Raw genomic sequence first — 26,446 nt, forward strand, 5'->3', positions numbered from 1 at the left:
CCCGAACCCGCGTGCCTGTTTCCCGACGGTAGGCGCGCGATGATCGGCGGGACAGATCCCGTGGTGAACGCGCCCCCTTCCGCTCCCCCGGTTCACTCCGAGCGCCTGCCCGGTCGGGTGAATAGCCGGGGGCGGTTGGATACACCCTAGGGGTGGGGGAACCGAGGGGGGACCGTGGAGCGGCGGCAGGCCACCCCGTGGCCGGCCGCCGCTCCACGGGCGATCGCGCGGGGCGTCGCGTGGAGCGGCTCGGCCACGCTCAGCCGAAGACGGCCAGGCTCTTCGCCTTGCCCTTGTGCTGCTCGACCAGCGCGAGGAAGCGGTCCTCGGGGCCGAACACGGCGACGGGACCGGCGCCCGCGTACTCGTCGGGCATCTCCAGCCGGACGCCGTTCAGCAGCAGCCGGGCGCGCCGGGCGTCCACCTGCCAGCGGGGGAACGCGGCCGCGGCGGCGTCCGCGATCGGCATCACGGTCAGCTCCTGCTGGAGCTGGTCCAGCGTCTTCGCCGTGTCGATCTTGTACGGCCCGACGCGGGTCCGGCGCAGCGCGGTGAGGTGGCCGCCGACGCCCAGGTCGGCACCCAGGTCACGGGCGAGGGCGCGGATGTAGGTGCCCGAGGAGCAGACGACGGAGACCACCAGGTCGAGGACCGGGGTGCCGTCGTCGGCGACGGCGTCCCGGACGTCGTACACGGTGAAGGAGGAGATCGTCACCGGCCGGGCGGGGATCTCGAATTCCTCGCCCTCCCGGGCCCGCTTGTACGACCGCACGCCGTCGATCTTGATGGCGCTGACCTTGGACGGCACCTGCATGATGTCGCCGGTCAGCTTGGCGATGCCGGCGTCGATGGCGTCCCGGGTCACCTTGGACGCGTCGGTGGACGAGGTGATCTCGCCCTCGGCGTCGTCGGTGAGGGTGTTCTGGCCCAGGCGGACGGTGCCCAGGTACTCCTTCTCGGTCAGGGCGAGGTGGCCGAGGAGCTTGGTGGCGCGCTCGACGCCGAGGACCAGGACGCCGGTCGCCATCGGGTCGAGGGTGCCGGCGTGGCCGACGCGGCGGGTCCGGGCGATCCCGCGCATCTTGGCGACCACGTCGTGCGAAGTGAAGCCCGACGGCTTGTCGACGATGACGAGGCCGTCGGGCGTGGTGTGCTTCTGGGTCATTCCGCGGCGTCGCCGTCCGTCTCGATCGCCTCGTCGTCCGCCGGCTTGCGGTACGGGTCCGCGCCGCCCGCGTAGCTGGCGCCCGCGGAGGCCTCGCGGACCGCGGCGTCGGACTGCCGCGCCTTGTCGAGCAGGTCCTCGATGGTCCGGGCGGTGTCCGGCAGGGCGTCCGCGACGAAGGTCAGGGTCGGCGTGAACTTCACACCGGCCGCGCGGCCCACCTCGGAGCGCAGGATGCCCTTGGCGCTCTCCAGGCCCGCTGCCGCGGCCTTCCGCTCCTCGTCGTCGCCGTAGACCGTGTAGAAGACGGTCGCCTCCCGCAGGTCACCCGTGACCCGGGTGTCCGTGATGGTGACGTGCGAGCCGAGCCGCGGGTCCTTGATCCCGCGCTGCAGCTTCTGGGCCACCACCTCCCGGATGAGGTCCGCCAGCCTTTTCGCCCGCGCGTTGTCGGCCACTGGTCCGTCTCCCGTTCCTTGTTTCTTCTTGCGTTCTGTGGTCAGTCGTCTTCGCCGTGGAAGCGCCGTCGCACGGACAGCAGCTCGACCTCGGGGCGGCCGGCGACCAGCCGTTCGCACCGGTCCAGTACGTCGGTGAGGTGCGCCGCGTCGCCGGAGACCATGGCGAGGCCGATGATCGCCCGCCGGTGGAGGTCCATGTGGTCCACCTCGGCCGCGCTCACCGCGTACTTCCGCTGGAGCTCGGCGACGATCGGGCGGACGACGGAGCGCTTCTCCTTCAGCGAGTGGACGTCGCCGAGGAGCAGGTCGAAGGACAGAGTCCCCACGTACATGTGTGTAACCGGTTCACCCGCCGGTACGGGATCGATGGCCCCGGGCCCGTGTGGGCCGGGGACACCAAAAGGTTACGCGAACCCGCGCGGTGGCTCGACGGAGTTTCCGTGGCCCCCGCAACGGCAAGCTGGCCGACAGGACCGAGGTCCCGCCGGCCAGCTTCAGAAACCGTAGGCCTTACACCCGCGGCTTCTCCCGCATCTCGTACGTCGCGATGACGTCGTCGACCTTGATGTCGTTGAAGTTTCCGAGGTTGATACCACCCTCGTAGCCTTCGCGGATCTCGGTGACGTCGTCCTTGAAGCGACGCAGACCCTCGATGTTGAGGTTCTCGGCGATGACCTTGCCGTCGCGGACGAGGCGTGCCTTGGTGTTGCGCTTGACCTCGCCCGAGCGGATGAGGACACCGGCGATGTTGCCCAGCTTGGACGACTTGAAGACCTCGCGGATCTCCGCCGTACCCAGCTCGACCTCTTCGTACTCCGGCTTGAGCATGCCCTTGAGGGCCGCCTCGATCTCCTCGATCGCCTGGTAGATGACCGAGTAGTAACGGACGTCCACGCCCTCGCGCTCGGCCATCTGCGCCGCGCGGCCGGCCGCACGGACGTTGAAGCCGATCACGATGGCGTCGGAGCCCATCGCCAGGTCGATGTCGGACTCCGTGACCGCACCGACGCCGCGGTGCAGGACGCGGATGTCGACCTCTTCGCCGACGTCCAGCTGGAGCAGCGAGGACTCGAGGGCCTCGACCGAACCGGAAGCGTCACCCTTGATGATCAGGTTCAGCTGCTGGACCTCACCGGCCTTGAGCACCTTGTCCAGGTCCTCCAGCGACACGCGGCGCGTGCGCTTGGCGAACGCGGCGTTGCGCTCACGGGCGGCGCGCTTCTCGGCGATCTGACGGGCCGTACGGTCCTCGTCCACCACCAGGAAGTTGTCGCCCGCACCCGGGACGTTGGTCAGGCCCAGGACCTGGACCGGCGTCGACGGGCCGGCCTCGGCGACGTTGTTGCCGTTGTCGTCGAGCATGGCGCGGACGCGGCCGTAGGCGTCGCCCACCACCATCGTGTCGCCGACCCGCAGCGTGCCTCGCTGGACGAGGACCGTCGCCACGGCACCACGGCCGCGGTCGAGACGGGACTCGATCGAGATGCCCTGCGCGTCCTGGGCCGGGTTGGCCCGCAGGTCGAGCGAGGCGTCGGCCGTGAGGACCACGGCCTCCAGCAGCGAGTCGATGTGCAGACCCTGCTTGGCGGAGATGTCGACGAACATGGTGTCGCCGCCGTACTCCTCGGCCACCAGGCCGTACTCGGTCAGCTGACCGCGCACCTTGGTCGGGTCGGCACCCTCGACGTCGATCTTGTTGACCGCGACCACGATCGGCACGTCGGCCGCCTTGGCGTGGTTGAGCGCCTCGACCGTCTGCGGCATGACGCCGTCGTTGGCCGCGACGACCAGGATCGCGATGTCGGTCGACTTCGCACCACGGGCACGCATGGCGGTGAACGCCTCGTGACCCGGGGTGTCGATGAAGGTGATCTTGCGCTCTTCGTCGTTGACCTCGGTCGCGACCTGGTAGGCACCGATGTGCTGGGTGATGCCGCCGGCCTCGCCCGCGATGACGTTCGTCTTGCGGATCGCGTCGAGCAGTCGGGTCTTACCGTGGTCGACGTGACCCATGACGGTCACCACCGGCGGACGGACGACCAGGTCCTCCTCGGAGCCCTCGTCCTCGCCGAACTCGATGTCGAAGGACTCGAGCAGCTCGCGGTCCTCCTCCTCCGGGCTGACGATCTGAACCGTGTAGTTCATCTCGTCGGCGAGGAGCTGCAGCGTCTCGTCGGAGACGGACTGCGTCGCGGTGACCATCTCGCCGAGGTTCATCATGACCGCGACGAGGGACGCCGGGTTGGCGTTGATCTTCTCCGCGAAGTCGGTGAGCGACGCGCCGCGGGAGAGACGGATGGTCTCGCCGTTGCCGCGCGGCAGCATCACGCCGCCGACGCTCGGGGCCTGCATGGCCTCGTACTCCTGGCGCCTCTGCCGCTTCGACTTGCGACCGCGACGCGCGGGACCGCCGGGACGGCCGAAGGCACCCTGCGTGCCACCACGGCCACCGGGACCGCCGGGACGGCCACCGAAGCCGGGACGACCGCCGCCGCCACCGGGACCACCCGGACGGCCGGCGAAGCCACCGCCACCGCCACCGGGACCGGCGGGACGACCGGCGAAGCCGCCGCCACCGCCACCGGGACGGCCGGCGAAGCCGCCGCCACCGGGACGACCGCCGCCGCCACCGGGACGACCGCCGGCACCGGGACCGCGGCCGCCGGGGCCACCGCCGCCCGGACGCGGGCCGGCAGCGGGACGCTGCGGCATCATGCCGGGGTTCGGACGCGGACCGCCGGGACGCGGACCGCCCTGCGGGCGGGGCATGCCGGACGGGGTCGGACGGGGACCGCCGGGAGCCTGCGGACGCGGACCGCCGCCCTGGGCGCCGGGCGCCTGCGGACGGGGACCGGCGCCGGGGGCACCGGGACCACCCGGACGCGGACCGCCCTGCGGGCGCGGAGCCTGCGGACGGGCCATGCCGGTGGAGCCACCGGAGGTGAAGGGGTTGTTGCCCGGGCGCGGACCGGCCGGACGAGCACCGGGACGCTGGCCCTGGCCACCGGGGCGCGGGGCACCCTGGCCCGGACGGGCCTGACCCTGACCCTGGCCGGGACCGGCGGGACGACCACCGGGACGCGGCGCACCGGGACGGGCGCCGCCGGGACGCGGACCCTGCCCGGTCTGACCCTGCGCGGCCGGGGCCTGCGGGGTCTGCGCGGCCGGAGCGGCCGGCGGAGCGGTGAACTCCGGGGCGGCCGGGGCCGGGCGCGGCGCGGGCTTGGGACCCGGCACCGGACGCGGGCCGGGGGCCGGCGCGGGTGCGGAGGGGGCCGACGACGCGGCGGGCTGCGGGGCAGCAGGCGCCGTCGGAGGCTTGGGGGCTGCCGGCCTCGGGGCCGGGGCAGCCGGACGCGCCGCCTGCGCCGGAGAGGGCGCGGCGGGCTTGGGGGAGGCCTTGCGCGGGGCGGGCTTGCCGGCGGACTTGCCGTTGCCACCGCCCTGGAAGGCGTCGGTCAGCTTGCGTACGACAGGCGCTTCGATCGTCGAAGACGCCGAACGGACGAATTCACCGAGTTCCTGGAGCTTGGCCATGACGACCTTGCTCTCGACACCGAACTCCTTGGCGAGTTCGTATACCCGGACCTTAGCCACTTCGCTCCTTTGAGGTCCGGGTTGAAGCCGGACCGTCGCTAGTTCATGGGCGTACTCATCGCGTACTCATCGAGTGCTCATCGCAATCTCGACCTGCTTTCGACTCGCGAGGTACCAGGCCGCACGGGGTTCCGTACGACACGTCTTACGGTGTTGCCTGCTTGGCAACTGTTGTCTGCTCGACGTGTTGGCGCAACGCCTTTGTGTCGAGCGCTCCCGGGGCGCGCAGTGCCCGCGGGAACGCCCGGCGGCGTACCGCCTGGTCGAGACAGACCAGGGCGGGGTGCACATAGGCACCCCGGCCGGGCAGCGTACCGCGAGGATCGGGGACGCATGCGTCCTCGATCTTCACGATCCGCAGGAGATCGTTCTTGGCCGCCCGCTCCCGACACCCCACACAGGTGCGTTCAGGGCATGCTCGGGCGTGCGTCCGGCCAGACACAGCTAAGTCTACCTCCCCGTAGCGACCTCACCCCTTCGGGGCAAAGATCGAACGGTTGTTGTCCTCATCCGAGCGATGTATGGCCCGGATCTATTCCCCGGCTCCGCTTCCGGCGCCGGGGACTACTCCGCGGCCTGCTGCTCGGTGTCGGGCCGGATGTCGATGCGCCAGCCGGTGAGGCGGGCGGCGAGGCGGGCGTTCTGCCCCTCCTTGCCGATCGCCAGCGACAGCTGGTAGTCCGGCACGGTCACCCGGGCGGAGCGGGCGGCCATGTCGACGACCTCCACCTTGCTCACCCGAGCGGGTGACAGGGCGTTCGCCACCATCTCCGCCGGGTCGTCCGACCAGTCGACGATGTCGATCTTCTCGCCGTTCAGTTCGCCCATCACGTTGCGCACCCGGCCGCCCATCGGGCCGATGCACGCGCCCTTGGCGTTCAGGCCCGTACGGGTGGACCGTACGGCGATCTTGGTGCGGTGACCGGCCTCACGGGCGATCGCCGCGATCTCGACCGACCCGTCGGCGATCTCCGGCACCTCCAGGGCGAAGAGCTTCTTCACCAGGTTGGGGTGCGTACGGGAGAGGGTGACCGACGGTCCGCGGACGCCCTTGGCCACCCGGACGACGTACGACCTGAGGCGCATGCCGTGCGGGTAGGTCTCGCCGGGCACCTGCTCCTGCACCGGCAGGATGGCCTCCAGCTTGCCGATGTCGACGAGCACGTTCTTCGGGTCGCGGCCCTGCTGGACCACACCGGTGACGATGTCGCCCTCGCGGCCGGCGTACTCACCGAGCGTGGCGTCGTCCTCGGCGTCGCGCAGCCGCTGCAGGATCACCTGCTTGGCGGTGGTGGCGGCGATACGCCCGAAGCCCGACGGGGTGTCGTCGAACTCGCGCGCCTCCTGCCCCTCCTCCAGGTCCTCGGGGTCCTCCTTCGCCCACACGGTCACATGCCCGGTCTCCCGGTTGAGCTCCACGCGCGCGTGTCGGCGGCTTCCCTCGGTGCGGTGGTAGGCGATGAGGAGGGCCGACTCGATCGCCTCGACCAGCAGGTCGAAGGAGATCTCCTTCTCCCGAACCAAGCCCCGCAGGGCGCTCATGTCGATGTCCACGGCTACGCCTCCTCCTCTTCCTTCATGTCCTTCTTGCTGTCCTTGCGGTTGAACTCGACCTGCACGCGCGCCTTGTCGATCTCCGGGAAGCCCAGTCTGCGGGTGGTCGCCTTGCGGCCCTTGACCCCGGGGACCTCGACGTCGAGACCGTCCTCGTCGACCGTCAGGATCCTGGCGACCAGTTCACCGCCCTCGGTCAGCTGGAACTTCACGAGCCGGTCGGTGGCGCGCACGAAGTGCCGGTGCTCGGTGAGGAGGCGCTCCGCGCCGGGAGTTCCGACCTCCAGGTCGTACGCGGCGTCACCCATCGCGTTGGTCTCGTCGAGCTTCGCCGAGAGCGCACGGCTCACATCGGCGATGGCGTCCAGATCAGCTCCGGAGTCGGAGTCGACGACCACACGCAGCACCCGCTTGCGTCCGACGGAGTCCACAGCGATCTCTTCGAGATCCAGCCCCTGAGAGGTGACGAGCGGTTCCAGCAGCTCTCGCAGCCTCTCGCTCTGGGTGGTGCTCATCCGGGTGACTCCTCGGCCGCGTGTGCTGTTGTGGGATGGGTCGCGTGTCTGGTCAAAGGGTATCCGGTCGCGGGGAGTGTTGCCGTCCACCTGTGCCCGGACGGTGCCGGTGAGTGGCGTACGACGGGTGCGCGGGTACGGTGATCACGGGCGTGCCGCCCACCCATTCGAATCACCCTCCGTACGAGTGCCCCGAGGACGTCTGCAGTGCCGTACCCACCGCCGCCGCGCACCCCCTCGGGGCCGCGCAGAAGATCCCTGCTCGCCTCGGCCGCCGGTGCCGCTCTGCTGGTGGGCTGCTCCGCCGGTCCGGACTCCGGCACCGGCGGCCCGTCGGCGACCGCGCGGGCACGCGCGCGTGCGGCGCGGGACAGCGGGGAGCTGCTGGAGCACTACGACGCCGTGCTGGCCGCCCATCCGGGCCTGGCGCAGCGGCTGCGCCCGCTGCGGGCTCAGGTCGCGGCCCACGCCCGCGCGTTCGGCGGCGGCACGAAGCCCACGTCGGCCACGCCGTCGGCCTCCCCCGTCTCTGTGCCGGCCACCGAGAAGGGCGCCCTCGCCGGGCTCGCCGCGGCCGAGCGGAGCCTCGCCGACCAGCGGGCGAAGGACCTGCTGGAGGCGCCGGACGAGACGGCCCGGCTGCTGGCGTCGGTGGCGGCGGCCGGGGCCGCGCACGCGTACCTCCTGGCGGAGGGGCCCCGATGAGCGACGAGGCGAAGACCGCCGAGCTGACCGCGCTGCAGGCCGCGCTGGCGGCGGAGCACGCGGCGGTGTACGGGTACGGCGTCGTCGGCGGGCGGATCGACCGGCGGCGGCAGAGCGAGGCCCGGACCGCGTACGACGCCCACCGGGCGCGCCGGGACGCCCTGACCCGCGACGTCCGTGACCTGGGCGGTCAGCCGGTGGCGGCGAGCGCCGCGTACGCGCTGCCGTTCCCGGTGCCGGACGCGGCGGCCGCGGTGCGGCTGGCCGCCCGGCTGGAGGAGCGGGTGGCCGGGGTGTACGCCGACCTGGTGCGGGCGGCGACCGGCGAGCGGCGCGGCTCGGCCGCCGGCGCGCTGCGGGAGGCCGCGGTGCGGGCGGTGCGCTGGAGCGGGGAGAGCGTAGCCTTCCCTGGGCTCGCCGAGCGGTCCTCCGGCGAGGAGACCGGCGCGGCCGGTGCGACGCCGTCGGCCTCCGCCTCGGTCACCCCGTGACCGCGCAGATGTCCGTACGACAGGACCCGGACCGAAGGGAACGACTCGCGCATGGCTTTCGAACCGCCGCAGCGCCTCGTACGGGCGCTCGGTGAGACGGCACCGGCCGGGGACGACTGGCTGGCGAAGCTGCCCCGGACGGCCGAACGAGCCGTGGCCGGGCGCGAGTTGACCGTGGAGCGGGTGCAGGTGCCGGGTGGCCGCAGCAGCCTGGTGGTGCTGGTGCGGCGGGCCGACGGCACCCCCGCCGTGCTGAAGCTGGCCCCGCCGCGCGCCCGCCCGGAGAGCGAGCGGGCGGCCCTGGCGCACTGGGGCGGCCTGGGTGCCGTACAGCTTCTCGAAGCCGGCACGGAGCAGTCGGAGGAAGGGGTGCTGCTGCTGGAGCGGCTGCACCCGGACGTGTCGGTGCGGTCACTGCCGGAGGCGAAGGCGCTGCTGGAAGCGGCGGGCACGCTGCGCCGGCTATGGGTCGAGCCACCGGCCGGCCACGCCTTCGAGAGCGTCGCGGAGCGCACCGGGCGGCAGGCGACGGCGATGCGGGCGGGCGCGGAGGCCGCCCCGGAGGTGGCACCGCTGGTCGACGCGGCGCTCGCGGCCCGCGAGGTGCTGCTGGCGGAGCCGCCCGAACACCGTTTGCTGCACGGCACGTTCCGGCAGAGCAAGGTGCTCGCCGGCGAACGGATGCCGTGGCTGGCGGTGGGCCCGGACCCGGTGGTCGGCGAGAGCGCCTTCGATCTGGCCCGGCTGGTGCGGGACCGGGTGGAGGACCTGATCGCCGCACCGTCCGGCCCGGCCGTCGTCCGGCGCCGGATCAAGCGGCTCGCGGAGTCGCTGGAGGTGGACCAGGAACGGCTGCGGGGCTGGACGCTGTTCCGGGCGGTGGAGTCCGGGGTGCGGGCGCTGCGGGTGGGGCGGCCGAAGGACGCGGAGCTGTTGCTGGAGTTCGCCGGGTGGCTCTGAGGGCCGCACGAGAAGCCCCCTGAGACCTCCACTGGTCACAGGGGGCTCTCCTCGCCGCGGGCTTTTCTCGGCTAGGCCGTCAGGCGGGCGATCGCGTCCTCGACCGACAGCTCCTCGCGCTCACCGGTCTTGCGGTCCTTCAGCTCCAGGACGCCCTCGGCGGAGCGGCGGCCGGCGACCAGGATCTGCGGGACGCCGATCAGCTCGGCGTCGGTGAACTTCACGCCCGGGGAGACGCCGGCCCGGTCGTCGACCAGGACGCGGACGCCCGCGGCGGCCAGCTTCTCGGCGACGTCGAGGGCCAGCTCGGTCTGCAGGGCCTTGCCTGCGGCGACCACGTGCACGTCGGCCGGGGCGACCTCCTTGGCCCACACCAGACCCTTGTCGTCCGCGTTCTGCTCGGCGAGCGCGGCGACGGCACGGGAGACGCCGATGCCGTAGGAGCCCATGGTGACGCGGACCGGCTTGCCGTTCTGGCCGAGGACGTCGAGCTTGAGGGCGTCGGCGTACTTGCGGCCCAGCTGGAAGATGTGGCCGATCTCGATGGCGCGGTCCAGCTTCAGGCCGGTGCCGCACTTCGGGCAGGGGTCGCCCTCCTGTACGACGACGACGTCCACGTACGCGTCGGCCTCGAAGTCACGACCGGCCACGACGTTCTTGGCGTGCGTGTGCTCCTTGTTGGCGCCGGTGATCCAGGCGGTGCCGGGGGCCACGCGCGGGTCGGCGATGTACTTCACCTTCTCGCCGAGGCCCTGGGGGCCCACGTAGCCGCGGACCAGGTCGGGGCGGCCGGCGAAGTCCGCCTCGGTGACCATCTCGACGACGGCCGGCGCGAAGTGCGCCTCGACCTTGTCCAGGTCGACCTCGCGGTCCCCGGGCACGCCGACGGCGACGATCTCGCCGTCCACCTTGACCAGGAGGTTCTTCAGCGTGGCGGAGGCCGGGACGCCGAGGGAGGCGGCCAGGGTCTCGATCGTCGGGGTGTCCGGGGTGGGGATCTCCTCCAGCGCGGGCACGTCCGAGGCGTCGACGGGCCGCAGCGCGTAGGTGATCGCCTCCGTGTTGGCGGCGAAGTCGCAGTTCGGGCAGTCCGCGAAGGTGTCCTCGCCGGCCTCGGCGGGGGCCAGGAACTCCTCGGACTTCGAGCCGCCCATGGCACCGGCGGTGGCCGCGCAGATGCGGTAGTCCAGGCCGAGGCGCTCGAAGACACGCTGGTAGGCCTGGCGGTGCAGGGCGTAGGACTGGGCGAGGCCCTCGTCGTCGGTGTCGAAGGAGTACGAGTCCTTCATCAGGAACTCACGGCCGCGCAGGATGCCGGCGCGGGGGCGGGCCTCGTCCCGGAACTTGGTCTGGATCTGGTAGAGGATCACCGGCAGGTCCTTGTAGGACGTGCACTGGTCCTTGACCAGGAGGGTGAAGATCTCCTCGTGGGTCGGGCCGAGGAGGTAGTCGCCGCCCTTGCGGTCCTTGAGCCGGAACAGCTCCTGGCCGTACTCGTCCCAGCGGCCGGTCGCCTCGTAGGGCTCGCGCGGCAGCAGGGCGGGGAGCATGACCTCCTGGGCGCCGATGGCGTCCATCTCCTCGCGGACGATCCGCTCCACGTTGGAGAGGACCTTCTTGCCGAGGGGCAGCCAGCTCCAGATGCCGGCGGCCGTGCGGCGCACGTAGCCGGCGCGGACGAGGAGCTTGTGGCTGAGGACCTCGGCGTCCGCCGGGTCGTCGCGCAGCGTCTTCGCCATCAACTGGGACATGCGCTGGACCGGTGCGTTGGCCATGGTTCTCGTACTCCTGCCGGGTGGGGGTCCCCCGCTCGAGCGAAGCCGAGAGTGGGGGAGGTGTTGGCAGGAGGTTAGCCGGGCTGCCTGGGCCGGTGGAAATCGGTTAACGCCTGCGCAGCGGCAGGGGGGCGCCCATCACCGCGTACGGCCGCGGCGCGCTCGGGAAGTGCACCTGACGGGCGAGGTCCACATAGCCGAGCGAGTGGTAGAGGCCGCGGGCCGGGCTGTCGGTGTCGATCGCCGAGAGGATCGAGCGGGGTTCGGCGGCGGTGTCGGTGATCCTGGTGATCAGACGCCGGCCGATGCCGCGGTTCTGGTGGTCGGGGTGGACGTGGAGTTCCGTGATCACGAAGGAGTCGTCCAGCCAGAAGTCGTTGCCGCCCGCACGGAGGTAGGGCTCCACGACCGTCGACCACCAGTGGGTGCGCGAGTTCGGCATGCCGTACACGAAGCCGACGAGGTGGCCCCCGGCCGTCGCACCGAGGGCCCGTGCGCCGCGGTACTGCATGTGGCGCTGCACGATCTGGCGGCGTACGGCGACTTCGTCCGGACCCAGCCCGAAGGCCACGGCCTGGACGGCCAAGGCCTCGTCCACGTGGGCTGCGAGGTCCAGTGTGCCGATCACGAGGTCCATGCGGGGAGCGTACAGGGGGCCGCGCACGGCCGGGCGGGCGTGCGGAGGCCGGGCCCGACCGGTCCGGCCACGGTCCTAGGTCCCGCGGACGAAAGGCGGTTCGACCTCCCGGCCGATGAACCCGCCGCCGCGGCCACCTAGCGTCCTGTGTCATGAACACGGACAGCATGGGCGGCGACAGCCCTGGCACCGACGGCACCCTGGACGAGGCCTACGGCCGACTGCACCGGACCGGGCCGGAGTTCGAAGGGTGGCTGAGCAATCACGGCCCCATGGCCGTGGAGGCGATGGTCCGGCACGGGTACGCGCATCAGGTCCACCGCTGGCTGGACCACTACATGGACCGGCTGGACGAGCTGCCGCGCGGTCTGTCGCCGGTCACCGCCGACGACTGGCGCACGGCGCTCGGCGACCCCCACCGGCTCGGTGACTGGCTCGCGTTCTTCGCGCGGGAGGTCGTCGAACGCCCCTGGCGCGCCGTGCTGGAGACCTGGTGGCCGCGGCTGCTGCCCGGTGTCGCGGCCGGCGCCACCCATGGGGTGATCCGGACCGGCCACGCCGTCCACGCCCTGCTCGCGCACGAGGACGCTCCCCGGCTCGCCGAGCTCGGCCAGGCGCTCGGCTACTGGGCGGCGCGCTGGCAGCCGGTCCCGCTCACCGCCCCGTCCGGAGCCGCCGGGCCCGCCGCCGCCCTGGCCGCTGTGCCCCGGGTCCCCGACCAGAGCGCCGGCATCAACCACCGGCTGGGCCAGCTCTCCGGCCTGGCCGGATGGCCGACCGCGCTCGCCGCCCTGCGCCCGGCCGCCGACGCCGGGCAGGCCCGCGAGCTGCTGGCGGAGGTGACCACGGCAGCGGTGCTGCACTACCTCCCGAACGCACACGGCTCACCGGTGATGCTGGTGCACGCGGCGACCGCTCCGACGGCCGTGCTGCGCACCCTGCCCGCGCTCCCCCGCGCCCTGTGGGTGCCGAGCCTGGGCGCGGCGTGGGCCGCGAGCGCCGCCGTGACCGCGGCGTACGCCCCTGCCGAGCCCGCGCCGGCCGGGAGTCTGCCCGCCGCTCCCGGGACGGCGGACGAGGTGTTCGACCTGGCCGCCCGGCACGGGGACGAGCACGTCATCAAGCTCGCCGACACCTGCCTGGACGTGCACGCCCGCACCGGTCACCCGGAGGCGCTGGCCGCGGTGGCGCGCGCGGCGGCCCTGGTCGGGGAACCGGCCGGCTGAACCGTCCGCCGGAGCAGCACGCCCGCGACCGGGCGCCCGCGACCGGGCCCACCCCCCGAAAGGCCCGACCCCTGGAGGACCACCCCGAACCCGGCCGGCTGGTCGAGGAACCGGCCGTCCGAGCCGCCCGCTAGAACAGCACGCTCATGAACGCGCCGACCTCCTGGAAGCCGACGCGCCGGTACGTCCGCCGCGCCGCGGTGTTGAAGTCGTTCACGTACAGGCTCACCACGGGGGCCACGTCCGTGAGGGCGTGGCGCAGCACCGCCGCCATGCCGGGCGCCGCGAGGCCGACCCCCCGGTACTCGGGGGCGACCCAGACGCCCTGGATCTGGCAGGCGTGGCGGGTCGCCGCGCCGATCTCGGCCTTGAACACGACGCGGCCGTGGTCGTCGAGACGGGCGAACGAGCGCCCGGAGCCCACGAGTTCGGCGACCCGGGCCTGGTAGAGCAGGCCCCCGTCGCCCGCCAGCGGCGAGACGCCGACCTCCTCGGTGAACATCGCCACGCACGCCGGCATGATCGTCTCCATCTCGTCCTTGCGGACGCGGCGGACGTAGGGATCCGGGGCGATGTCGGCGGGCATGCGGTCGGTGACCATCAACGGCTGGTGCGCGCGGACCTCGCGGGCCGGGCCCCAGTGGGGCTCCAGCAGGCGCCACAGCGCGCCGGTGGATTCGGCGGGGCCGACGATGGAGGAGCAGCGGCGGCCGGCCCGCCGGGCGCGGTCGGCGAAGGCGCGTACGGCGCGCGGGGTGGCGCAGATGGGGACGAGGTTGGCGCCGGCGTAGCACAGGGACGTCAGCATGCCGTCCTCGTACCAGCCCCACATCTCGCCGCCGAGGCGCCAGGGGTCGAGACCCGCGACCTGGACCCGGGCGGAGACGAAGGCGTTGGCGACCGGCTCGCGGTCGAGGACGGCGAGCGCGGCGTCGAGGTCGCTCGGTTCGAGCACCCGGGAGGTGGTCTGGGTCAACACGTATGGCGCCTCACCCTGGGGTTCTGCTGGTCCCGGCACTTTACCTCGCAGGATGATGACCTGCTCCGCGGTGCGGGACGAGATCCTTTCCCCCCGGGCGCGGGGACGGCCGAGTCCCGCCACCAGGGGTGACGGGACTCACGGCGAGTGGGTGCGGGCGCCGGCCCGCGGGGCTCCCGGTCGGTGCGTACGGCGTCAGCCCGCGACCGAGACGGACGGCTCGCCCGACTCCACGCCCTCGTCCTGCATCTGCTCGGCCAGCTTCATGGCCTCTTCGATGAGGGTCTCCACGATCTTGGACTCGGGGACGGTCTTGATGACCTCGCCCTTGACGAAGATCTGGCCCTTGCCGTTGCCGGAGGCGACGCCGAGGTCGGCCTCGCGGGCCTCGCCCGGGCCGTTCACCACGCAGCCCATGACGGCGACGCGGAGCGGGACGTCCATGCCGGTCAGGCCGGCGGTGACCTCTTCGGCGAGCTTGTAGACGTCGACCTGGGCGCGGCCGCAGGACGGGCAGGAGACGATCTCCAGGCCGCGCTGGCGCAGGCCGAGCGACTGGAGGATCTGGAGGCCGACCTTGACCTCCTCGGCGGGCGGGGCCGACAGGGAGACGCGGATCGTGTCGCCGATGCCCTGGCTCAGCAGGGCGCCGAAGGCCACGGCCGACTTGATGGTGCCCTGGAACGCCGGGCCGGCCTCCGTGACGCCGAGGTGGAGCGGGTACTCGCAGCTCTCGGCGAGCTGCCGGTAGGCCTCGATCATCACGACGGGGTCGTTGTGCTTGACGGAGATCTTGATGTCCCGGAAGTCGTGCTCCTCGAAGAGGGACGCCTCCCACAGCGCGGACTCGACCAGCGCCTCCGGGGTGGCCTTGCCGTACTTCTGCAGCAGGCGCCGGTCGAGGGAGCCGGCGTTGACGCCGATGCGGATCGGGGTGCCGTGCTCCTTGGCGGCCCGCGCGATCTCCTTGACCTTGTCGTCGAACTGCTTGATGTTGCCCGGGTTCACCCGGACCGCCGCGCAGCCGGCCTCGATGGCCGCGAAGACGTACTTGGGCTGGAAGTGGATGTCCGCGATGACCGGGATCTGCGACTTGCGGGCGATGGTGGCGAGGGCGTCGGCGTCGTCCTGGGTGGGGCAGGCGACACGGACGATCTGGCAGCCGGACGCGGTGAGTTCCGCGATCTGCTGCAGGGTGGCACCGATGTCGGACGTACGGGTCGTGGTCATCGACTGGACCGAGACCGGCGCGTCTCCGCCGACCGCCACGCTTCCGACCTGGATCTGCCGGCTCTTCCGGCGCTCGGCGAGCTTGGTCGGAACGGACGGCATGCCGAGAGAAATCGCAGTCATCTGCTGTGCAACCCCAAGTCGTGGATCAAGGTCCGGTCCCGTGAACAGCGGGCTCCAGGCTTCGAGATTACGGCACGGGTCTCTGCGCGGGCACATCCCACCCGGCAAACACACCCGATGGGGGGCGGCCCGGAACCGTGGGGTTCCGGGCCGCCGCGAACGGCCGACGGCTACGAGATTTTGACCGGGTTAACGACGTCCGCAATGAGGACCAGGATCGTGAAGCAGACGAAGATCCCGGCCACCACGTAGGCCACCGGCATGAGCTTGGCCACGTCGAACGGGCCGGGGTCCGGGCGGCGCAGCACCCGGGCCACGTTCCGCCGCAGGGCCTCCCACAGGGCGCCCGCGATGTGCCCGCCGTCGAGCGGGAGCAGCGGGAGCATGTTGAACAGGAACAGGGAGAGGTTGAAGCCGGCGAGCAGCATCACGAACATCGCCACCTGCTGGGAGGCGGGGATGTCCAGGGTGGCGATGTCGCCGGTGATGCGGGCCGCGCCGACGATGCCCACCGGGGAGTCCGGCTCGCGCGGGCCGTCGCCGAAGGCGGCGTTCCACAGGGCCGGGATCTTGCCGGGGATGGCGGCGAGGGAGTCGACGGCGTCGCCGACCCGGTCGGTCATCCAGGTCACGGACTCGCCGAAGTTCTGGTGGACGACGCCGGTGGCCGCGCTGAAGCCGAGGAAGCCGGCCTTGACGTACTTGCCCTCGACGTAGCTGCCGCTCGAGTCCTTCTCGGTGACCAGGTTCGTGGTGATCTTCGCGTGCAGGGTCTCCTGGTGGCCCTTGCGGTCGACGACGATCACCACGTTCTTGCCGGCGCTGTCGCGGATGAGGTCCGAGAGCGTGTTCCAGTCCTTCGTCGGCACGCCGTCGAAGGAGACGATCTTGTCGCCGGCCTTCATGCCCGCCCGGGCCGCCGGGGACGCCGGGTCGGACTTCTTGCAGCTGTCGCGGTGCTCGCTCTGCGCGATGGAGCAGGGCGAGACGGCGGCGACGGTGGTGGTCTGCTGCTGGATGCCGAAGCCCATGAGCACGGTGAAGAACAGGCCGATCGCGAGGATCAGGTTCATGAAGGGGCCCGCGAACATGACGATGACGCGTTTCCACGGCTTGCGCGTGTAGAACATGCGCGTCTCGTCACCCGGCTGCAGCTCCTCGAAGGCCGCCGAGCGGGCGTCCTCGATCATGCCGCGCCACGGCGAGGTGGAGCGGGCGGAGACCCGGCCCTCCTCGTCGGGCGGGAACATGCCGATCATGCGGATGTAGCCGCCGAGGGGGATGGCCTTGATGCCGTACTCGGTGTCGCCCTTCCTCCGCGACCAGACGGTCGGGCCGAAGCCGACCATGTACTGCGGCACACGGATGCCGAACAGTTTGGCCGTGGACAGGTGCCCCAGCTCGTGCCAGGCGATCGAGACGAGCAGGCCGACCGCGAAGACCACTATGCCGAGGATGAACATCAAGGTCGTCATGCACGCGCCTCCGCGGTCGCCGTCGTGGCTGTGAGTTCGCGGGCCCGGGCCCGCGCCCAGGTCTCCGCTTCGAGGACGTCCGACACGGTGAGTGAAGTTCCCCGGGCCGGGGTGCCGTGCTCTTCGACCACCCGGGTGACGGTCTCCATGATCCCGTTGAAGGGCAGCGCGCCGCGGCGGAAGGCCTCGACGCACTCCTCGTTGGCCGCATTGAACACCGCCGGGGCCGTGCCCGCGAGCTGCCCCACGTGCCGGGCGAGGTTCACCGAGGGGAAGGCCTCGTTGTCCAGCGGGAAGAATTCCCAGGTGGAGGCCTTGCTCCAGTCGAAGGCGGGAGCCGCGTCGGGGACGCGCTCGGGCCAGCCAAGACCGATGGCGATGGGCCCGCGCATGTCGGGGGGCGTCGCCTGGGCGATCGTGGATCCGTCGGTGAACTCGACCATCGAGTGGACATACGACTGGGGATGCACGACCACCTCAATGCGGTCGAAGGGAATGTCGTAGAGGAGGTGCGCCTCGATGACCTCCAGGCCCTTGTTGACGAGGGTCGCGGAGTTGATCGTGATCACCGGGCCCATCGCCCATGTGGGGTGGGCGAGGGCGTCCTCGACGGTGACGTTCGCCAGCTCGGCCCTGGTCCGGCCGCGGAAGGGGCCGCCGGAGGCGGTGACGACCAGCTTGCGGACGTCGGCGCGGGTGCCGGAGGCGAGGGCCTGGAAGAGGGCGGCGTGCTCGGAGTCGACCGGGATGATCTGGCCGGGCTTGGCCAGCGCCTTGACCAGCGGGCCGCCGACGATCAGCGACTCCTTGTTGGCGAGCGCGAGGGTGCGGCCCGCCTCCAGGGCGGCGAGCGTCGGCGCGAGGCCGATGGAGCCGGTGATGCCGTTCAGCACGGTGTGGCAGGCGGAGCCGGCGACCTGGGTGGCCGCGTCCGGTCCGGCGAGGATCTCGGGAACCGGCTCCCCGGCGCCGTACTGCGCGGCGAGCGCCTCGCGCAGGGCGGGTACGACGTCCTCGCGGGCGACAGCGACGGTCCGCACCCGCAGCCGGTACGCCTGCTCGGCGAGGAGGGCGACGCGGCCGCCGTTCGCGGACAGGGCGGTGACCCGGAAGCGGTCCGGGTGGCGCAGCACGAGGTCGATGGCCTGGGTGCCGATGGATCCGGTGGAACCGAGGATCACCACGTCCTTGGGGCCGTCCCCGGCGGCGGGGTCGTAGACGAGGTGCGGATCGGCGAGGGGTGCCGGACGGGCAGGGCTGTCGGTCATCCCCCCATTGTTGCCGCAAGCGGTGACCGCCCGTGCGACCCGGGTGGCGGGCCGCACGGGAACGTGAGTCCTCGGGGCAATTTCACATCGGAGGAACCCTCCCATCCAGTGACGAAACCGCCGTACTGAATTCAGGGGAGGCCGTTGCGAAATCACGCACCCGCGCACGGCGGAGATGGCATCCTGCCCGGTGCGGCCCGTCGAGCGGGCCAGAACGGGGAGGACCCATCACGATGAACCGCATGCGCACGGCCGCGACCGCCCTCACCACGGTCGGACTCGTCACCGCCGCCCAACTCGGTCTGGCGGGAGCGGCGTCGGCCGCGACCGCCGCGCCGGCGAGCAGCGGCTGCCCGGTCGACCTGGTCTACCCGAGCCGGTTCTCCGTCGACTCGCACGGCTGGGTGACGAACGGCGGCCTGTACTTCGGCATCAGGAACAAGAGCACGGCCAAGAGCTTCTCGAAGGTCACGTTCACCGTCACGGACGTGAAGAACATCCGCTTCGGCGCGGCCACGCCCACGGGCGGCAAGGTCACCCACAAGACGTCGAAGACCGTCTCCGTGTACACCTCGACGCTGAAGAAGAAGGCGAGCCTCGGGATCAAGGTGCGCACGCACCTGCTCAACTTCCGCACCTACCGGGTGAAGTTCACCCTGCACGGCTCGGGCTGGACCTGCTCCGTGGACCAGGGCACCTGGGGAGCCTGACCCCAGGTGTCCTGGTCCCGTCGAGGGGACTAGGCGCCGAAGGGGCGGCGCGCGTTGTCACGGGTGGCCGGTCCGGGGGTCGCGTCGGCGATCCACGGGCCGTCCTCGGACGGGTCGACGATCCCGTCCTCCAGCCAGGTGTAGGCCCCGCCGAGGACGCCCCTGACCACGTTGCGGTCCAGTTCGTCGGTGTTGGTCCACAGGCGGCCGAAGAGCTCCTCGACCCGGATGCGGGACTGGCGGCAGAAGGCGTCGGCGAGCTGGTAGGCCTCGCGGCCGTGCTCGCCCTGCCGGCGCAGCCGCTCGGCGCGGACGCAGGCGGCGCTCATCGCGAACAGTTCGGCGCCGATGTCCACGATCCGGCCGAGGAAGCCCTGCTTGGTCTCCATCCGGCCCTGCCAGCGGGACATGGCGTAGAAGGTGGAGCGGGCGAGTTTGCGGGCGGTGCGTTCGACGTAGCGCATGTGCCCGGAGAGATCGACGCCGTGTTTGAAGTCGCTGTACGACGTGGGAAGCTGACCGGGGCCGGCGACCAGCTTGGGAAGCCACTTGGCGTAGAAGACGCCCGCGTTCGCGCCGGCCTTCGCCTTGTCCGTCAGGGACTTGTCGGGGTCGATGAGGTCCCCGGCGACGGAGAGGTGGGCGTCGACGGCCTCGCGGGCGATCAACAGGTGCATGATCTCCGTCGAGCCCTCGAAGATGCGGTTGATGCGCAGGTCGCGCAGCATCTGTTCGGCGGGGACGGCCCGTTCGCCGCGCGCCTTCAGGGACTCCGCCGTCTCGTAGCCGCGGCCGCCGCGGATCTGGACCAGTTCGTCGGCCATCTTCCAGGCCATCTCGGAGCCGTAGAGCTTGGCGAGGGCGGCCTCGATGCGGATGTCGTTGCGGTCCTCGTCGGCCATCTGCGAGGACAGGTCGAGGACGGCTTCGAGGGCGAAGGTGGTGGCCGCGATGAAGCTGATCTTGGCGCCGACGGCCTCGTGCAGCGCGACCGGCTTGCCCCACTGCTCGCGCTCCGCCGACCACTCGCGGGCGATCTTCAGACACCACTTGCCGGCGCCGGCGCACATCGCGGGCAGGGAGAGCCGGCCCGTGTTGAGGGTGGTGAGGGCGATCTTCAGGCCGGCGCCCTCGGGGCCGATGCGGTGGGCGGCCGGCACCCGGACCTGGTGGAAGCGGGTGACGCCGTTCTCGATGCCGCGCAGGCCCATGAAGGCGTTGCGGTTCTCGACCGTGATGCCCTCCGCCGTGGCCTCCACCACGAAGGCGGTGATGCCGCCCTTGTGGCCCTCGGACTTCGGCACGCGTGCCATGACGACGAGCAGGTCGGCGACCACCCCGTTGGTGGTCCACAGCTTCACTCCGTCGAGGACGTAGTCGTCGCCGTCGGGCACCGCCGTGGTGGCGAGGCGGGCCGGGTCGGAGCCGACGTCCGGCTCGGTGAGCAGGAAGGCGGAGATGTCGGTGCGGGCGCAGCGGGGCAGGAAGGCGTCCTTCTGCTCCTGGGTGCCGAACATCTTCAGCGGCTGCGGTACGCCGATCGACTGATGGGCGGAGAGCAGCGCGCCGACGGCGGGGCTGGCGGAGCCGGCCAGGGCGAGGGCCTTGTTGTAGTACAGCTGGGTGAGGCCGAGGCCGCCGTACTTGGGGTCGATCTTCATGCCGAGGGCGCCGAGCTCCTTCAGCCCGGCCACGACCTCGTCGGGGATGCGGGCCTCGCGCTCGATGCGGGCGCCGTCGATCGTGGACTCGCAGAAGGCGCGCAGCTTGGCGAGAAACTCCTCGCCGCGCCGGACGGATTCGGGGTCCGGGAGCGGATGGGGGTGGATGAGGTCGAGCCGGAAGCGGCCGAGGAACAGTTCCTTGGCGAAGCTGGGCTTGCGCCAGTCCTGTTCCCGGGCGGCCTCCGCCACCTGGCGGGCTTCACGCTCGCTGACGGTGGTACGTGGGGTGGTGGTGGCGGACATGGGGGCTCACCTCACCGCTGAGAGGGACGACTGGGATGGTTCACTACCGACCAGTGCTACTGGATCGTTGGTACCCGAAACGGGCCGACCCCACCACCCCTGGCGCGTCCGATCGGCCGATGCGGTGTGTCCGGCGCGCCACGGAAAGAAGCTGTCGAAGCGCTTCAGAAAGCTTCGAGAGCTGGATGGTCACCCTCGCCGAGGCCGCCCAGCCCGCCGGAGTCTCGGCGAGCACGGTGAGCCAGGTCCTCAGCGGCAAGCGGTCCGTCTCCACCACCACCCGGCAGCGGGTCGAGCAGAGCATCCGGGAGGTGGGCTACCACCCGAACGCCGGCGCCCGCGCCCTGGCCGGCAAACGGTCGAACATCATCGCGCTGATGACCCCGCTGCGCACCGACATGTACGTGCCGGTGATGATGGAGATCGCCATCGCGGTGACCCCCACGGCCCGGACGCACGGCTACGACGTCCTGCTGCTCACCGGCGAGGAGGGGCCCGACGCGGTGCGGCGGGTGACCGGCAGCGGTCTGGCCGACGCCATGATCCTGATGGACGTCGAGCTGGAGGACGAGCGGCTGCCGCTGCTGCGGGATACTGACCAGCCCTCCGTCCTCATCGGTCTGCACGCCGACACCACCGGACTGACCTGCGTGGACGTGGACTGGAGCGCGACGGGCGCACTGTGTGTGGAGCATCTCGCGGGGCTCGGGCACCGTGACATCGCTGTCATCGGCGAGGCCCCGGCCGTCCACGAGCGGCACACCGGGTTCGCCGAGCGCACCCGGGACGGACTCCGCTCCCGGGCCCGCGCGTCGGGTGTCCGGGTGCTGCACCGGCCGTGCGAGGGCGGGTACGACGCGAGGGCCCTCACCCTGGCCCGGGTCTTCGACGAGCGGCCCGGGGCCACCGGGTTCGTGGTGCGGAACGAGTCGGCGGTGGAGCCGCTGCTCGCGCCGCTGCGCCAGCAGGGCCGGGCCGCGCCCGAGGACGTGTCGGTGGTGGCGATCTGCCCGGACCAGGTCGCCGTCCAGGCCTCGGTGCGGCCGACCTCGGTCGCCGTGCCCGCGCAGAAGATGGGCCGGCATGCCGTGGAGCACCTGATGGCCAAGCTGGACGCGCGGGGCAGCGACGAGGTCGTGCTGCCGGCGCCCGAGCTGACGGTACGGGCGAGGTCGGGACCGGCGCCGGCCGCGTCCTGACCCGCTCCGCACTGCGGTCCCCGATCCGGCGGGGCACACCTCTGCCTGCTTCCCCTGTCTGCACTCCTCGCTTCAGGAGCACGCCCTGAACCAGCATGCCGTCGCACAGCCCGAGGTCAGCCTCGCCCACTCCTCCCCCACCGTGGGCACCTTCCGGGAACGGGACGGCGCGCCGGAGTGGAGCGGCCGTCAGGAGACGCTGCGGATCGAGCCGTGGGGTCCGGGCGCGGTCCGGGTGGTCCGCGAGCTGGAGGGGCCGGGCATCAAGCTGGTGGTGTCCGTGTGGCCGTCGGTGTCCCCGGTGTCGGAGAACCACCAGCTGATGGAGCAGCGCGGGTGGTTCATCGGCACCCGGTACGGTCCGACGGCGCACGCCGACCTGGTACGCGTCGGACGCGGACCTGCCGAGCCTGCTGGACTACGACGTGATCGGCAGCCGTCAGACGTACCTGTAGTTCGAGGGCGCGCCCCTCTTCCCCTTCGGCCACGGCCTCCCACGCGTCCTTCGCCTGTGCCGGCCTGACGGCGCGGCCGAGGGCGGCACGCTGCGGGTGTCCTGCACGATCACCAACTCCGGTGACCGTCCCGCGGACGAGGTGGCCCAGCTCTACGCACGCGCCGTGGCCCCCTCGGCGCCCCGCCCGCGCCGCGAACTCCTGGCCCACCGCCGTGTCACTCTCATCCCCGGCGAGCGGACCGAGGTCTCCTCGAAGTCCCGCTCGCGGCGCTGGAGTTCTGGGACGTGGCCCGGGGCGGCCGACGCCTCGAACAGGGCGCGTACGACGTGCTGGTCGGCGCGTCGAGCGACGACATCCGCCTGCGGACGACCCTCGTCCACGACGGGGAGCCGCCGGCTCCGCGCCCGGTGGTCCGACGCGGCCTGGCGGGCGCGGACTTCGACGAGCAGACGGGCATCGCGATCGTGGACCGGACGAAGGCGGCGGGCGACGCGGTGACACCGGCGGGGAGCGGCACGGGCGAACTGATCCACCGCGGGTGCGACTTCGGCACAGGGGTGACCGGACTGACCGCACAGCTCGCGGGCGAGGGCACCCTGGACCTCTCCCTGGACGACGGCCCGGTCCTGGCGCCCCGCACCCTCGGCACGCCCACGGCGGACGCCTACGCCTCCACCACCCTCACGGCCCGCTTCGCCGCCGAGGGCGTGCACGACGTCCGCCTCGGGCTGCGCGGAGCCCTGCGGCTCGCGCACGTCGGGTTCTCCGGTTGAGGGTCCGGAAGGGGCCGGCGAAGGAAGGGGCCCGGCACCGCGGGACAGCGGTGCCGGGCCCCTGGGTCAGCCGCCCGACGTTCTCAGAACCGATCCGGCGTCAGCTGTGACGGGCTGCCTTCGCCAGGGCGGGTACGAAACGGAGGGCGTCGAGCGTGCCCACGCCCGTGGCCATGTCGTAGCCCTTGACGGCCTTGTAGCCCTTGACGCCCTGGTAGGTGTTGTCGGTGCCGTCGTTGACGTCGACGACGCCCGGGGCCTTGTGCTGGGCGAGGGTGTAGAGCGCCTGGTTGATGTTGCCCAGGCGGTGGCCGGCGGCCTGGTCGGCGAGGGCGACGATGCCCGAGAAGAGCGGGCTCGCCTCGCTGGTGCCGCCGCTGACGTCCCAGCCGGTGGCGGTCGGGTCGTAGCTGGAGTACACCCAGGCACCGCCGTTGACCGCGGCGGCCATCGAGATGTCCGGGGTGCCGCGGCGGGTGCCGACGACCTTCTTCACGCCGTCCTGGAAGGACGGCCGCGTGAACACGTGGGACTGGCCGCCGCCGCTCGCGCCGTAGTCGTTGTACACGCTGTCCGGCTTGACCCGCTCACCCTTGTCGTCCAGGTGGAGCTGCGTGCCGCCGATGGAGGTGACCAACGGGTCGGAGGAGGGCCAGGAGTTGACCCGCTTCTTGTAGTAGGTCTTGCCGTCCAGCTGCATGTCGGTGGCGCCGCCGTCGCCGGAGGAGGCGAGGACCGTGACGTGCTTGCGGTTCGCGTCCTGGAAGGCGTAGCGCAGGTTCTTGAGGCTGGAGAAGTCGCCCTTGCCGAAGCCCGGGAAGGTGTTCTCCGTGGCGCCGAAGCTCTGGCTGATGACGTCACCGACGCCCTGGTCGATGAGGTGCTTCTCGGCGCTCATCATCTCCGGCAGACCGGTGGTGCCCTCGGTCTCCGCGACCGCCGTCTCCACGAGCACGATCTTCGCGCCCGGCGCCACGGCGTGCGCCATCTCGACGTCCAGCGTGGTCTCGCCGGCCCAGCCGGTCATGTCGGCGTCCTTGGGGTCCCACTTGGGGAGGTGGCCCCACTTGACGACCTTCACCTTGGTGCTGGGCAGGCCGAACTGCTTGCTGTAGACGTCGAGGTCGTGCTGGACGGTCGGGGAACCGAAGGAGTCGACGATGACGATCGTGCGCCCCTTGCCCGTGATGCCCTTCTTGTACAGCGGGTTCAGGTGGTACGCGGTGCGGTACTGCAGCGGGGTGTAGCAGTTGATGTGCCACTTGCTCTGGCACTGCGCGATGGGCAGCGGGCTGGCCACACCGTGGACCAGGGTGTGCCCCGCGACGGCCGGTGCCGCGAAGGTGTGCGGTACGCCGACGGGCGCGGCGCTGGTGGCGCCGGCCGAGGAGGTGGTCGCCAGCGCGGCGGCCACGAGTGCGGCGGTAGCGACCGCGGAGGCCGCGACGCCGCGCCCGGTACGGGCTATGTGCATGAAATCCCCTGAGTGGTCCGGAGTCGGACGTGATGGTCGAGACGCATCCCATCGAGTGAGTCATGCACAGAACAAGACTATTGACCGGTCGATGCCGAATCCTTTACCCGGCAAGAGTAAATCCCGGCCGAAGGCCGGGGAAGCGGCGGGGAAAGAGGGAAACGGCCGGAGCCCCCGCACAGTAGGCTCCGGCCGTTCCGTTCTGACCTGTCCGTGGCAGGTCAGAGCGCGAGACCGGTGAGAACCAGCACGCGCTCGTAGGTGTAGTCCTCCATCGCGAACCGCACGCCTTCACGGCCCACACCGGACTGCTTGGCGCCGCCGTACGGCATCTGGTCGGCGCGGTAGGACGGGACGTCGCCGATCACCACGCCACCGACCTCCAGGGCACGGTGGGCGCGGAAGGCGACCTGCAGGTCGTGGGTGAACACACCCGTCTGAAGGCCGTACTTGGAGTCGTTGACCGCGGCGAACGCCTCGGCCTCGCCGTCCACCTTCTGCACGGTGAGGACCGGTCCGAAGACCTCCTCGCAGGCCAGCGTCACGCCGGCCGGTACGTCGGTGAGGACGGTCGGCGCGTAGGAGGCGCCGTCGCGCTTGCCACCGGCGAGCAGGGAGGCGCCCGCGGCGATCGCCTCGTCCACCCAGGACTCCACGCGCTTGGCGGCGTCCTCGCTCACCAGCGGGCCGACGTCCGTCGCGTCGTCGCTCGGGTCACCGGTGACCTGGGCCTCGACGGCGGCGACGACGCGCGGCAGCAGCCGGTCGTAGACGGAGGCGTCGGCGATCACGCGCTGCACGGAGATGCAGGACTGGCCGCCCTGGTAGTTGGAGAAGGTCGCGATGCGGGTCGCGGCCCAGTCCAGGTCGGCGTCGCTCGCCCAGTCGCCGAGGACGACGGCCGCGCCGTTGCCGCCCAGCTCCAGGGTGCAGTGCTTGCGCGGCGCCGAGTCCATGATCGCGTAGCCGACCTTGTCGGAGCCGGTGAAGGAGATGACCGGCAGGCGCTCGTCCTGGACGAGGGCGGGCATCCGGTCGTTCGGCACCGGGAGGATCGACCAGGAACCGGCCGGCAGGTCGGTCTCGGCGAGCAGCTCACCGAGGATCAGGCCGGAGAGCGGGGTGGCCGGGGCCGGCTTCAGGATGATCGGGGCACCGACGGCGATGGCCGGGGCGACCTTGTGGGCGCACAGGTTCAGCGGGAAGTTGAACGGCGCGATGCCGAGCACGACACCCTTGGGGAAGTGACGGGTCAGCGCCAGGCGGCCCTGGCCGCCGGCGTCGGTGTCGAGGCGCTGGGCCTCGCCGCCGTTGAACCGGCGGGCCTCCTCGGCGGCGAACCGGAACACGGAGACGGCACGGCCGACCTCACCGCGGGCCCACTTGATGGGCTTGCCGTTCTCGGCGGAGATCAGCTGGGCGATCTCCTCGGTGCGCTCGGCCAGCCGCTTGCTGACGTGGTCGAGGGCGGCGGCGCGCACGTGCGCCGGGGTGGCGGCGAACTCGTCCCGGACGGCGTACGCGGCGGCCACGGCCTCCTCGACCTGGGCGTCGTTCGGCACGCCGACCGTGCCGACGAGCCGGCCGTCCCACGGGGAGGTGACGTCGAAGGTGTCCTCGCCGGTGACCTGGCGGCCGGCGAGCCAGAAGGCGGTGGAAGTCATGTGCGCGTCCCGGCCTTTCCGCGTTGAGGGGTGTGCTTGG

At 71.9% G+C, this 26,446-nt stretch carries 23 protein-coding genes and 1 pseudogene; 7 read left to right on the plus strand and 17 right to left on the minus strand.

Annotated elements, in window-relative coordinates:
- Window positions 1-259: 259 nt before the first annotated feature.
- The 7 genes from truB to rimP all read right to left on the minus strand — a co-directional run bounded on the left by truB (window position 260) and on the right by rimP (window position 7,292).
- A complete protein-coding gene (gene truB, locus ACIHEJ_RS26875; protein WP_400139202.1) occupies window positions 260-1,165 on the minus strand; it encodes a tRNA pseudouridine(55) synthase TruB in 906 nt (301 codons plus the stop codon).
- A complete protein-coding gene (gene rbfA, locus ACIHEJ_RS26880; RefSeq protein ID WP_400139203.1) occupies window positions 1,162-1,623 on the minus strand; it encodes a 30S ribosome-binding factor RbfA in 462 nt (153 codons plus the stop codon). Before rbfA ends, truB begins: the two co-directional genes overlap by 4 nt.
- Before the next feature lie 41 nt (window positions 1,624-1,664).
- Window positions 1,665-1,958: a DUF503 domain-containing protein gene (locus ACIHEJ_RS26885; RefSeq protein WP_208898485.1), complete on the minus strand. Its 294-nt coding sequence runs from the start codon at window positions 1,956-1,958 to the stop codon at window positions 1,665-1,667.
- Between the two features lie 178 nt (window positions 1,959-2,136).
- On the minus strand, window positions 2,137-5,223 hold the full coding sequence (infB, locus tag ACIHEJ_RS26890; RefSeq protein ID WP_400139204.1) for a translation initiation factor IF-2: 3,087 nt from the start codon (window positions 5,221-5,223) through the stop codon (window positions 2,137-2,139).
- A 145-nt stretch (window positions 5,224-5,368) separates the two neighbouring features.
- A complete protein-coding gene (locus tag ACIHEJ_RS26895) occupies window positions 5,369-5,665 on the minus strand; it encodes a YlxR family protein (protein WP_400139205.1) in 297 nt (98 codons plus the stop codon).
- 122 nt (window positions 5,666-5,787) lie between these two features.
- Entirely contained in the window at window positions 5,788-6,777 is a 990-nt protein-coding gene (gene nusA, locus ACIHEJ_RS26900; protein ID WP_400139206.1) for a transcription termination factor NusA, read from the minus strand.
- 2 nt (window positions 6,778-6,779) lie between these two features.
- The gene (gene rimP / locus ACIHEJ_RS26905) at window positions 6,780-7,292 is read right to left on the minus strand and encodes a ribosome maturation factor RimP (protein ID WP_400139207.1); all 513 of its coding nucleotides are present in this window, start codon (window positions 7,290-7,292) and stop codon (window positions 6,780-6,782) included.
- A gap of 207 nt (window positions 7,293-7,499) precedes the next feature.
- Here rimP and ACIHEJ_RS26910 point away from each other — a divergent pair, with 207 nt between their 5' ends.
- Genes ACIHEJ_RS26910 through ACIHEJ_RS26920 form a run of 3 tightly spaced genes read left to right on the plus strand, consistent with a single transcriptional unit; the run spans window position 7,500 to window position 9,448 of the window.
- Window positions 7,500-7,997, plus strand: coding sequence for a hypothetical protein (locus tag ACIHEJ_RS26910; RefSeq protein ID WP_400139208.1), 498 nt, complete (start codon window positions 7,500-7,502; stop codon window positions 7,995-7,997).
- A complete protein-coding gene (locus tag ACIHEJ_RS26915) occupies window positions 7,994-8,488 on the plus strand; it encodes a ferritin-like domain-containing protein (protein ID WP_400139209.1) in 495 nt (164 codons plus the stop codon). The genes ACIHEJ_RS26910 and ACIHEJ_RS26915 overlap by 4 nt, the downstream gene beginning before the upstream one ends.
- 51 nt (window positions 8,489-8,539) lie before the next feature.
- Window positions 8,540-9,448 carry an aminoglycoside phosphotransferase family protein gene (locus ACIHEJ_RS26920; protein WP_400139210.1) on the plus strand — a complete coding sequence of 303 codons (909 nt, stop codon included), beginning with the start codon at window positions 8,540-8,542 and terminating at the stop codon, window positions 9,446-9,448.
- A gap of 71 nt (window positions 9,449-9,519) precedes the next feature.
- Here the strand turns inward: ACIHEJ_RS26920 and ACIHEJ_RS26925 are convergent, their stop codons facing one another.
- The gene (locus tag ACIHEJ_RS26925; protein WP_400139211.1) at window positions 9,520-11,223 is read right to left on the minus strand and encodes a proline--tRNA ligase; all 1,704 of its coding nucleotides are present in this window, start codon (window positions 11,221-11,223) and stop codon (window positions 9,520-9,522) included.
- Between the two features lie 106 nt (window positions 11,224-11,329).
- On the minus strand, window positions 11,330-11,860 hold the full coding sequence (locus tag ACIHEJ_RS26930) for a GNAT family N-acetyltransferase (RefSeq protein ID WP_400139212.1): 531 nt from the start codon (window positions 11,858-11,860) through the stop codon (window positions 11,330-11,332).
- A 152-nt stretch (window positions 11,861-12,012) separates the two neighbouring features.
- On the opposite strand from ACIHEJ_RS26930, the gene ACIHEJ_RS26935 reads away from it, so the two are divergent.
- Complete coding sequence (locus ACIHEJ_RS26935; protein ID WP_400139213.1) at window positions 12,013-13,086, plus strand: questin oxidase family protein; 1,074 nt, start codon at window positions 12,013-12,015, stop codon at window positions 13,084-13,086.
- Window positions 13,087-13,216: 130 nt separating this feature from the next.
- Here the strand turns inward: ACIHEJ_RS26935 and ACIHEJ_RS26940 are convergent, their stop codons facing one another.
- From ACIHEJ_RS26940 to dxr, 4 genes are all read right to left on the minus strand, one after another.
- Window positions 13,217-14,065, minus strand: a complete 849-nt coding sequence (locus ACIHEJ_RS26940; RefSeq protein ID WP_400139214.1) for a GNAT family N-acetyltransferase — start codon at window positions 14,063-14,065, stop codon at window positions 13,217-13,219.
- A gap of 195 nt (window positions 14,066-14,260) precedes the next feature.
- A complete protein-coding gene (gene ispG / locus ACIHEJ_RS26945) occupies window positions 14,261-15,418 on the minus strand; it encodes a flavodoxin-dependent (E)-4-hydroxy-3-methylbut-2-enyl-diphosphate synthase (protein WP_400139215.1) in 1,158 nt (385 codons plus the stop codon).
- 170 nt (window positions 15,419-15,588) lie between these two features.
- Window positions 15,589-16,881, minus strand: a complete 1,293-nt coding sequence (locus tag ACIHEJ_RS26950; protein ID WP_400139520.1) for a M50 family metallopeptidase — start codon at window positions 16,879-16,881, stop codon at window positions 15,589-15,591.
- 8 nt (window positions 16,882-16,889) lie between these two features.
- The gene (gene dxr / locus ACIHEJ_RS26955; RefSeq protein WP_400139216.1) at window positions 16,890-18,161 is read right to left on the minus strand and encodes a 1-deoxy-D-xylulose-5-phosphate reductoisomerase; all 1,272 of its coding nucleotides are present in this window, start codon (window positions 18,159-18,161) and stop codon (window positions 16,890-16,892) included.
- Between the two features lie 242 nt (window positions 18,162-18,403).
- On the opposite strand from dxr, the gene ACIHEJ_RS26960 reads away from it, so the two are divergent.
- Window positions 18,404-18,871 carry a hypothetical protein gene (locus ACIHEJ_RS26960; RefSeq protein ID WP_400139217.1) on the plus strand — a complete coding sequence of 156 codons (468 nt, stop codon included), beginning with the start codon at window positions 18,404-18,406 and terminating at the stop codon, window positions 18,869-18,871.
- 29 nt (window positions 18,872-18,900) lie between these two features.
- Here the strand turns inward: ACIHEJ_RS26960 and ACIHEJ_RS26965 are convergent, their stop codons facing one another.
- Window positions 18,901-20,838 carry an acyl-CoA dehydrogenase family protein gene (locus ACIHEJ_RS26965; protein ID WP_400139218.1) on the minus strand — a complete coding sequence of 646 codons (1,938 nt, stop codon included), beginning with the start codon at window positions 20,836-20,838 and terminating at the stop codon, window positions 18,901-18,903.
- A gap of 185 nt (window positions 20,839-21,023) precedes the next feature.
- Here ACIHEJ_RS26965 and ACIHEJ_RS26970 point away from each other — a divergent pair, with 185 nt between their 5' ends.
- Complete coding sequence (locus ACIHEJ_RS26970; RefSeq protein WP_400139219.1) at window positions 21,024-22,037, plus strand: LacI family DNA-binding transcriptional regulator; 1,014 nt, start codon at window positions 21,024-21,026, stop codon at window positions 22,035-22,037.
- Window positions 22,038-22,226: 189 nt separating this feature from the next.
- Here the strand turns inward: ACIHEJ_RS26970 and ACIHEJ_RS26975 are convergent, their stop codons facing one another.
- Window positions 22,227-22,382, minus strand: coding sequence for a hypothetical protein (locus ACIHEJ_RS26975; RefSeq protein WP_400139220.1), 156 nt, complete (start codon window positions 22,380-22,382; stop codon window positions 22,227-22,229).
- Between ACIHEJ_RS26975 and ACIHEJ_RS26980 the strand changes: the two are divergent.
- Window positions 22,361-23,268: pseudogene (locus ACIHEJ_RS26980) on the plus strand (fibronectin type III-like domain-contianing protein); the annotation flags it as partial. The gene ACIHEJ_RS26975 and the pseudogene ACIHEJ_RS26980 sit on opposite strands and share 22 nt — an antisense overlap.
- Before the next feature lie 100 nt (window positions 23,269-23,368).
- Here the strand turns inward: ACIHEJ_RS26980 and ACIHEJ_RS26985 are convergent.
- Window positions 23,369-24,742: a S8 family serine peptidase gene (locus tag ACIHEJ_RS26985; protein ID WP_400139221.1), complete on the minus strand. Its 1,374-nt coding sequence runs from the start codon at window positions 24,740-24,742 to the stop codon at window positions 23,369-23,371.
- 221 nt (window positions 24,743-24,963) lie between these two features.
- On the minus strand, window positions 24,964-26,406 hold the full coding sequence (locus tag ACIHEJ_RS26990; RefSeq protein WP_400139222.1) for an aldehyde dehydrogenase family protein: 1,443 nt from the start codon (window positions 26,404-26,406) through the stop codon (window positions 24,964-24,966).
- Window positions 26,407-26,446: the final 40 nt, after the last annotated feature.

The organism is Streptomyces sp. NPDC052301 (assembly GCF_044593395.1).
GTDB lineage: Bacteria > Actinomycetota > Actinomycetes > Streptomycetales > Streptomycetaceae > Streptomyces.

Coding starts and splice junctions, on each gene's coding strand:
- truB (WP_400139202.1), bottom strand. CDS start 1,165: ATGACCCAGAAGCACACCACGCCCGACGGCCTCGTCATCGTCGACAAG.
- ACIHEJ_RS26885 (WP_208898485.1), bottom strand. CDS start 1,958: ATGTACGTGGGGACTCTGTCCTTCGACCTGCTCCTCGGCGACGTCCAC.
- rimP (WP_400139207.1), bottom strand. CDS start 7,292: ATGAGCACCACCCAGAGCGAGAGGCTGCGAGAGCTGCTGGAACCGCTC.
- ACIHEJ_RS26915 (WP_400139209.1), top strand. CDS start 7,994: ATGAGCGACGAGGCGAAGACCGCCGAGCTGACCGCGCTGCAGGCCGCG.
- ACIHEJ_RS26920 (WP_400139210.1), top strand. CDS start 8,540: ATGGCTTTCGAACCGCCGCAGCGCCTCGTACGGGCGCTCGGTGAGACG.
- ACIHEJ_RS26925 (WP_400139211.1), bottom strand. CDS start 11,223: ATGGCCAACGCACCGGTCCAGCGCATGTCCCAGTTGATGGCGAAGACG.
- ACIHEJ_RS26930 (WP_400139212.1), bottom strand. CDS start 11,860: ATGGACCTCGTGATCGGCACACTGGACCTCGCAGCCCACGTGGACGAG.
- ACIHEJ_RS26935 (WP_400139213.1), top strand. CDS start 12,013: ATGAACACGGACAGCATGGGCGGCGACAGCCCTGGCACCGACGGCACC.
- ispG (WP_400139215.1), bottom strand. CDS start 15,418: ATGACTGCGATTTCTCTCGGCATGCCGTCCGTTCCGACCAAGCTCGCC.
- ACIHEJ_RS26950 (WP_400139520.1), bottom strand. CDS start 16,881: ATGTTCATCCTCGGCATAGTGGTCTTCGCGGTCGGCCTGCTCGTCTCG.
- dxr (WP_400139216.1), bottom strand. CDS start 18,161: ATGACCGACAGCCCTGCCCGTCCGGCACCCCTCGCCGATCCGCACCTC.
- ACIHEJ_RS26960 (WP_400139217.1), top strand. CDS start 18,404: ATGCGCACGGCCGCGACCGCCCTCACCACGGTCGGACTCGTCACCGCC.
- ACIHEJ_RS26965 (WP_400139218.1), bottom strand. CDS start 20,838: ATGTCCGCCACCACCACCCCACGTACCACCGTCAGCGAGCGTGAAGCC.
- ACIHEJ_RS26970 (WP_400139219.1), top strand. CDS start 21,024: ATGGTCACCCTCGCCGAGGCCGCCCAGCCCGCCGGAGTCTCGGCGAGC.
- ACIHEJ_RS26975 (WP_400139220.1), bottom strand. CDS start 22,382: ATGAACCACCCGCGCTGCTCCATCAGCTGGTGGTTCTCCGACACCGGG.
- ACIHEJ_RS26985 (WP_400139221.1), bottom strand. CDS start 24,742: ATGCACATAGCCCGTACCGGGCGCGGCGTCGCGGCCTCCGCGGTCGCT.
- ACIHEJ_RS26990 (WP_400139222.1), bottom strand. CDS start 26,406: ATGACTTCCACCGCCTTCTGGCTCGCCGGCCGCCAGGTCACCGGCGAG.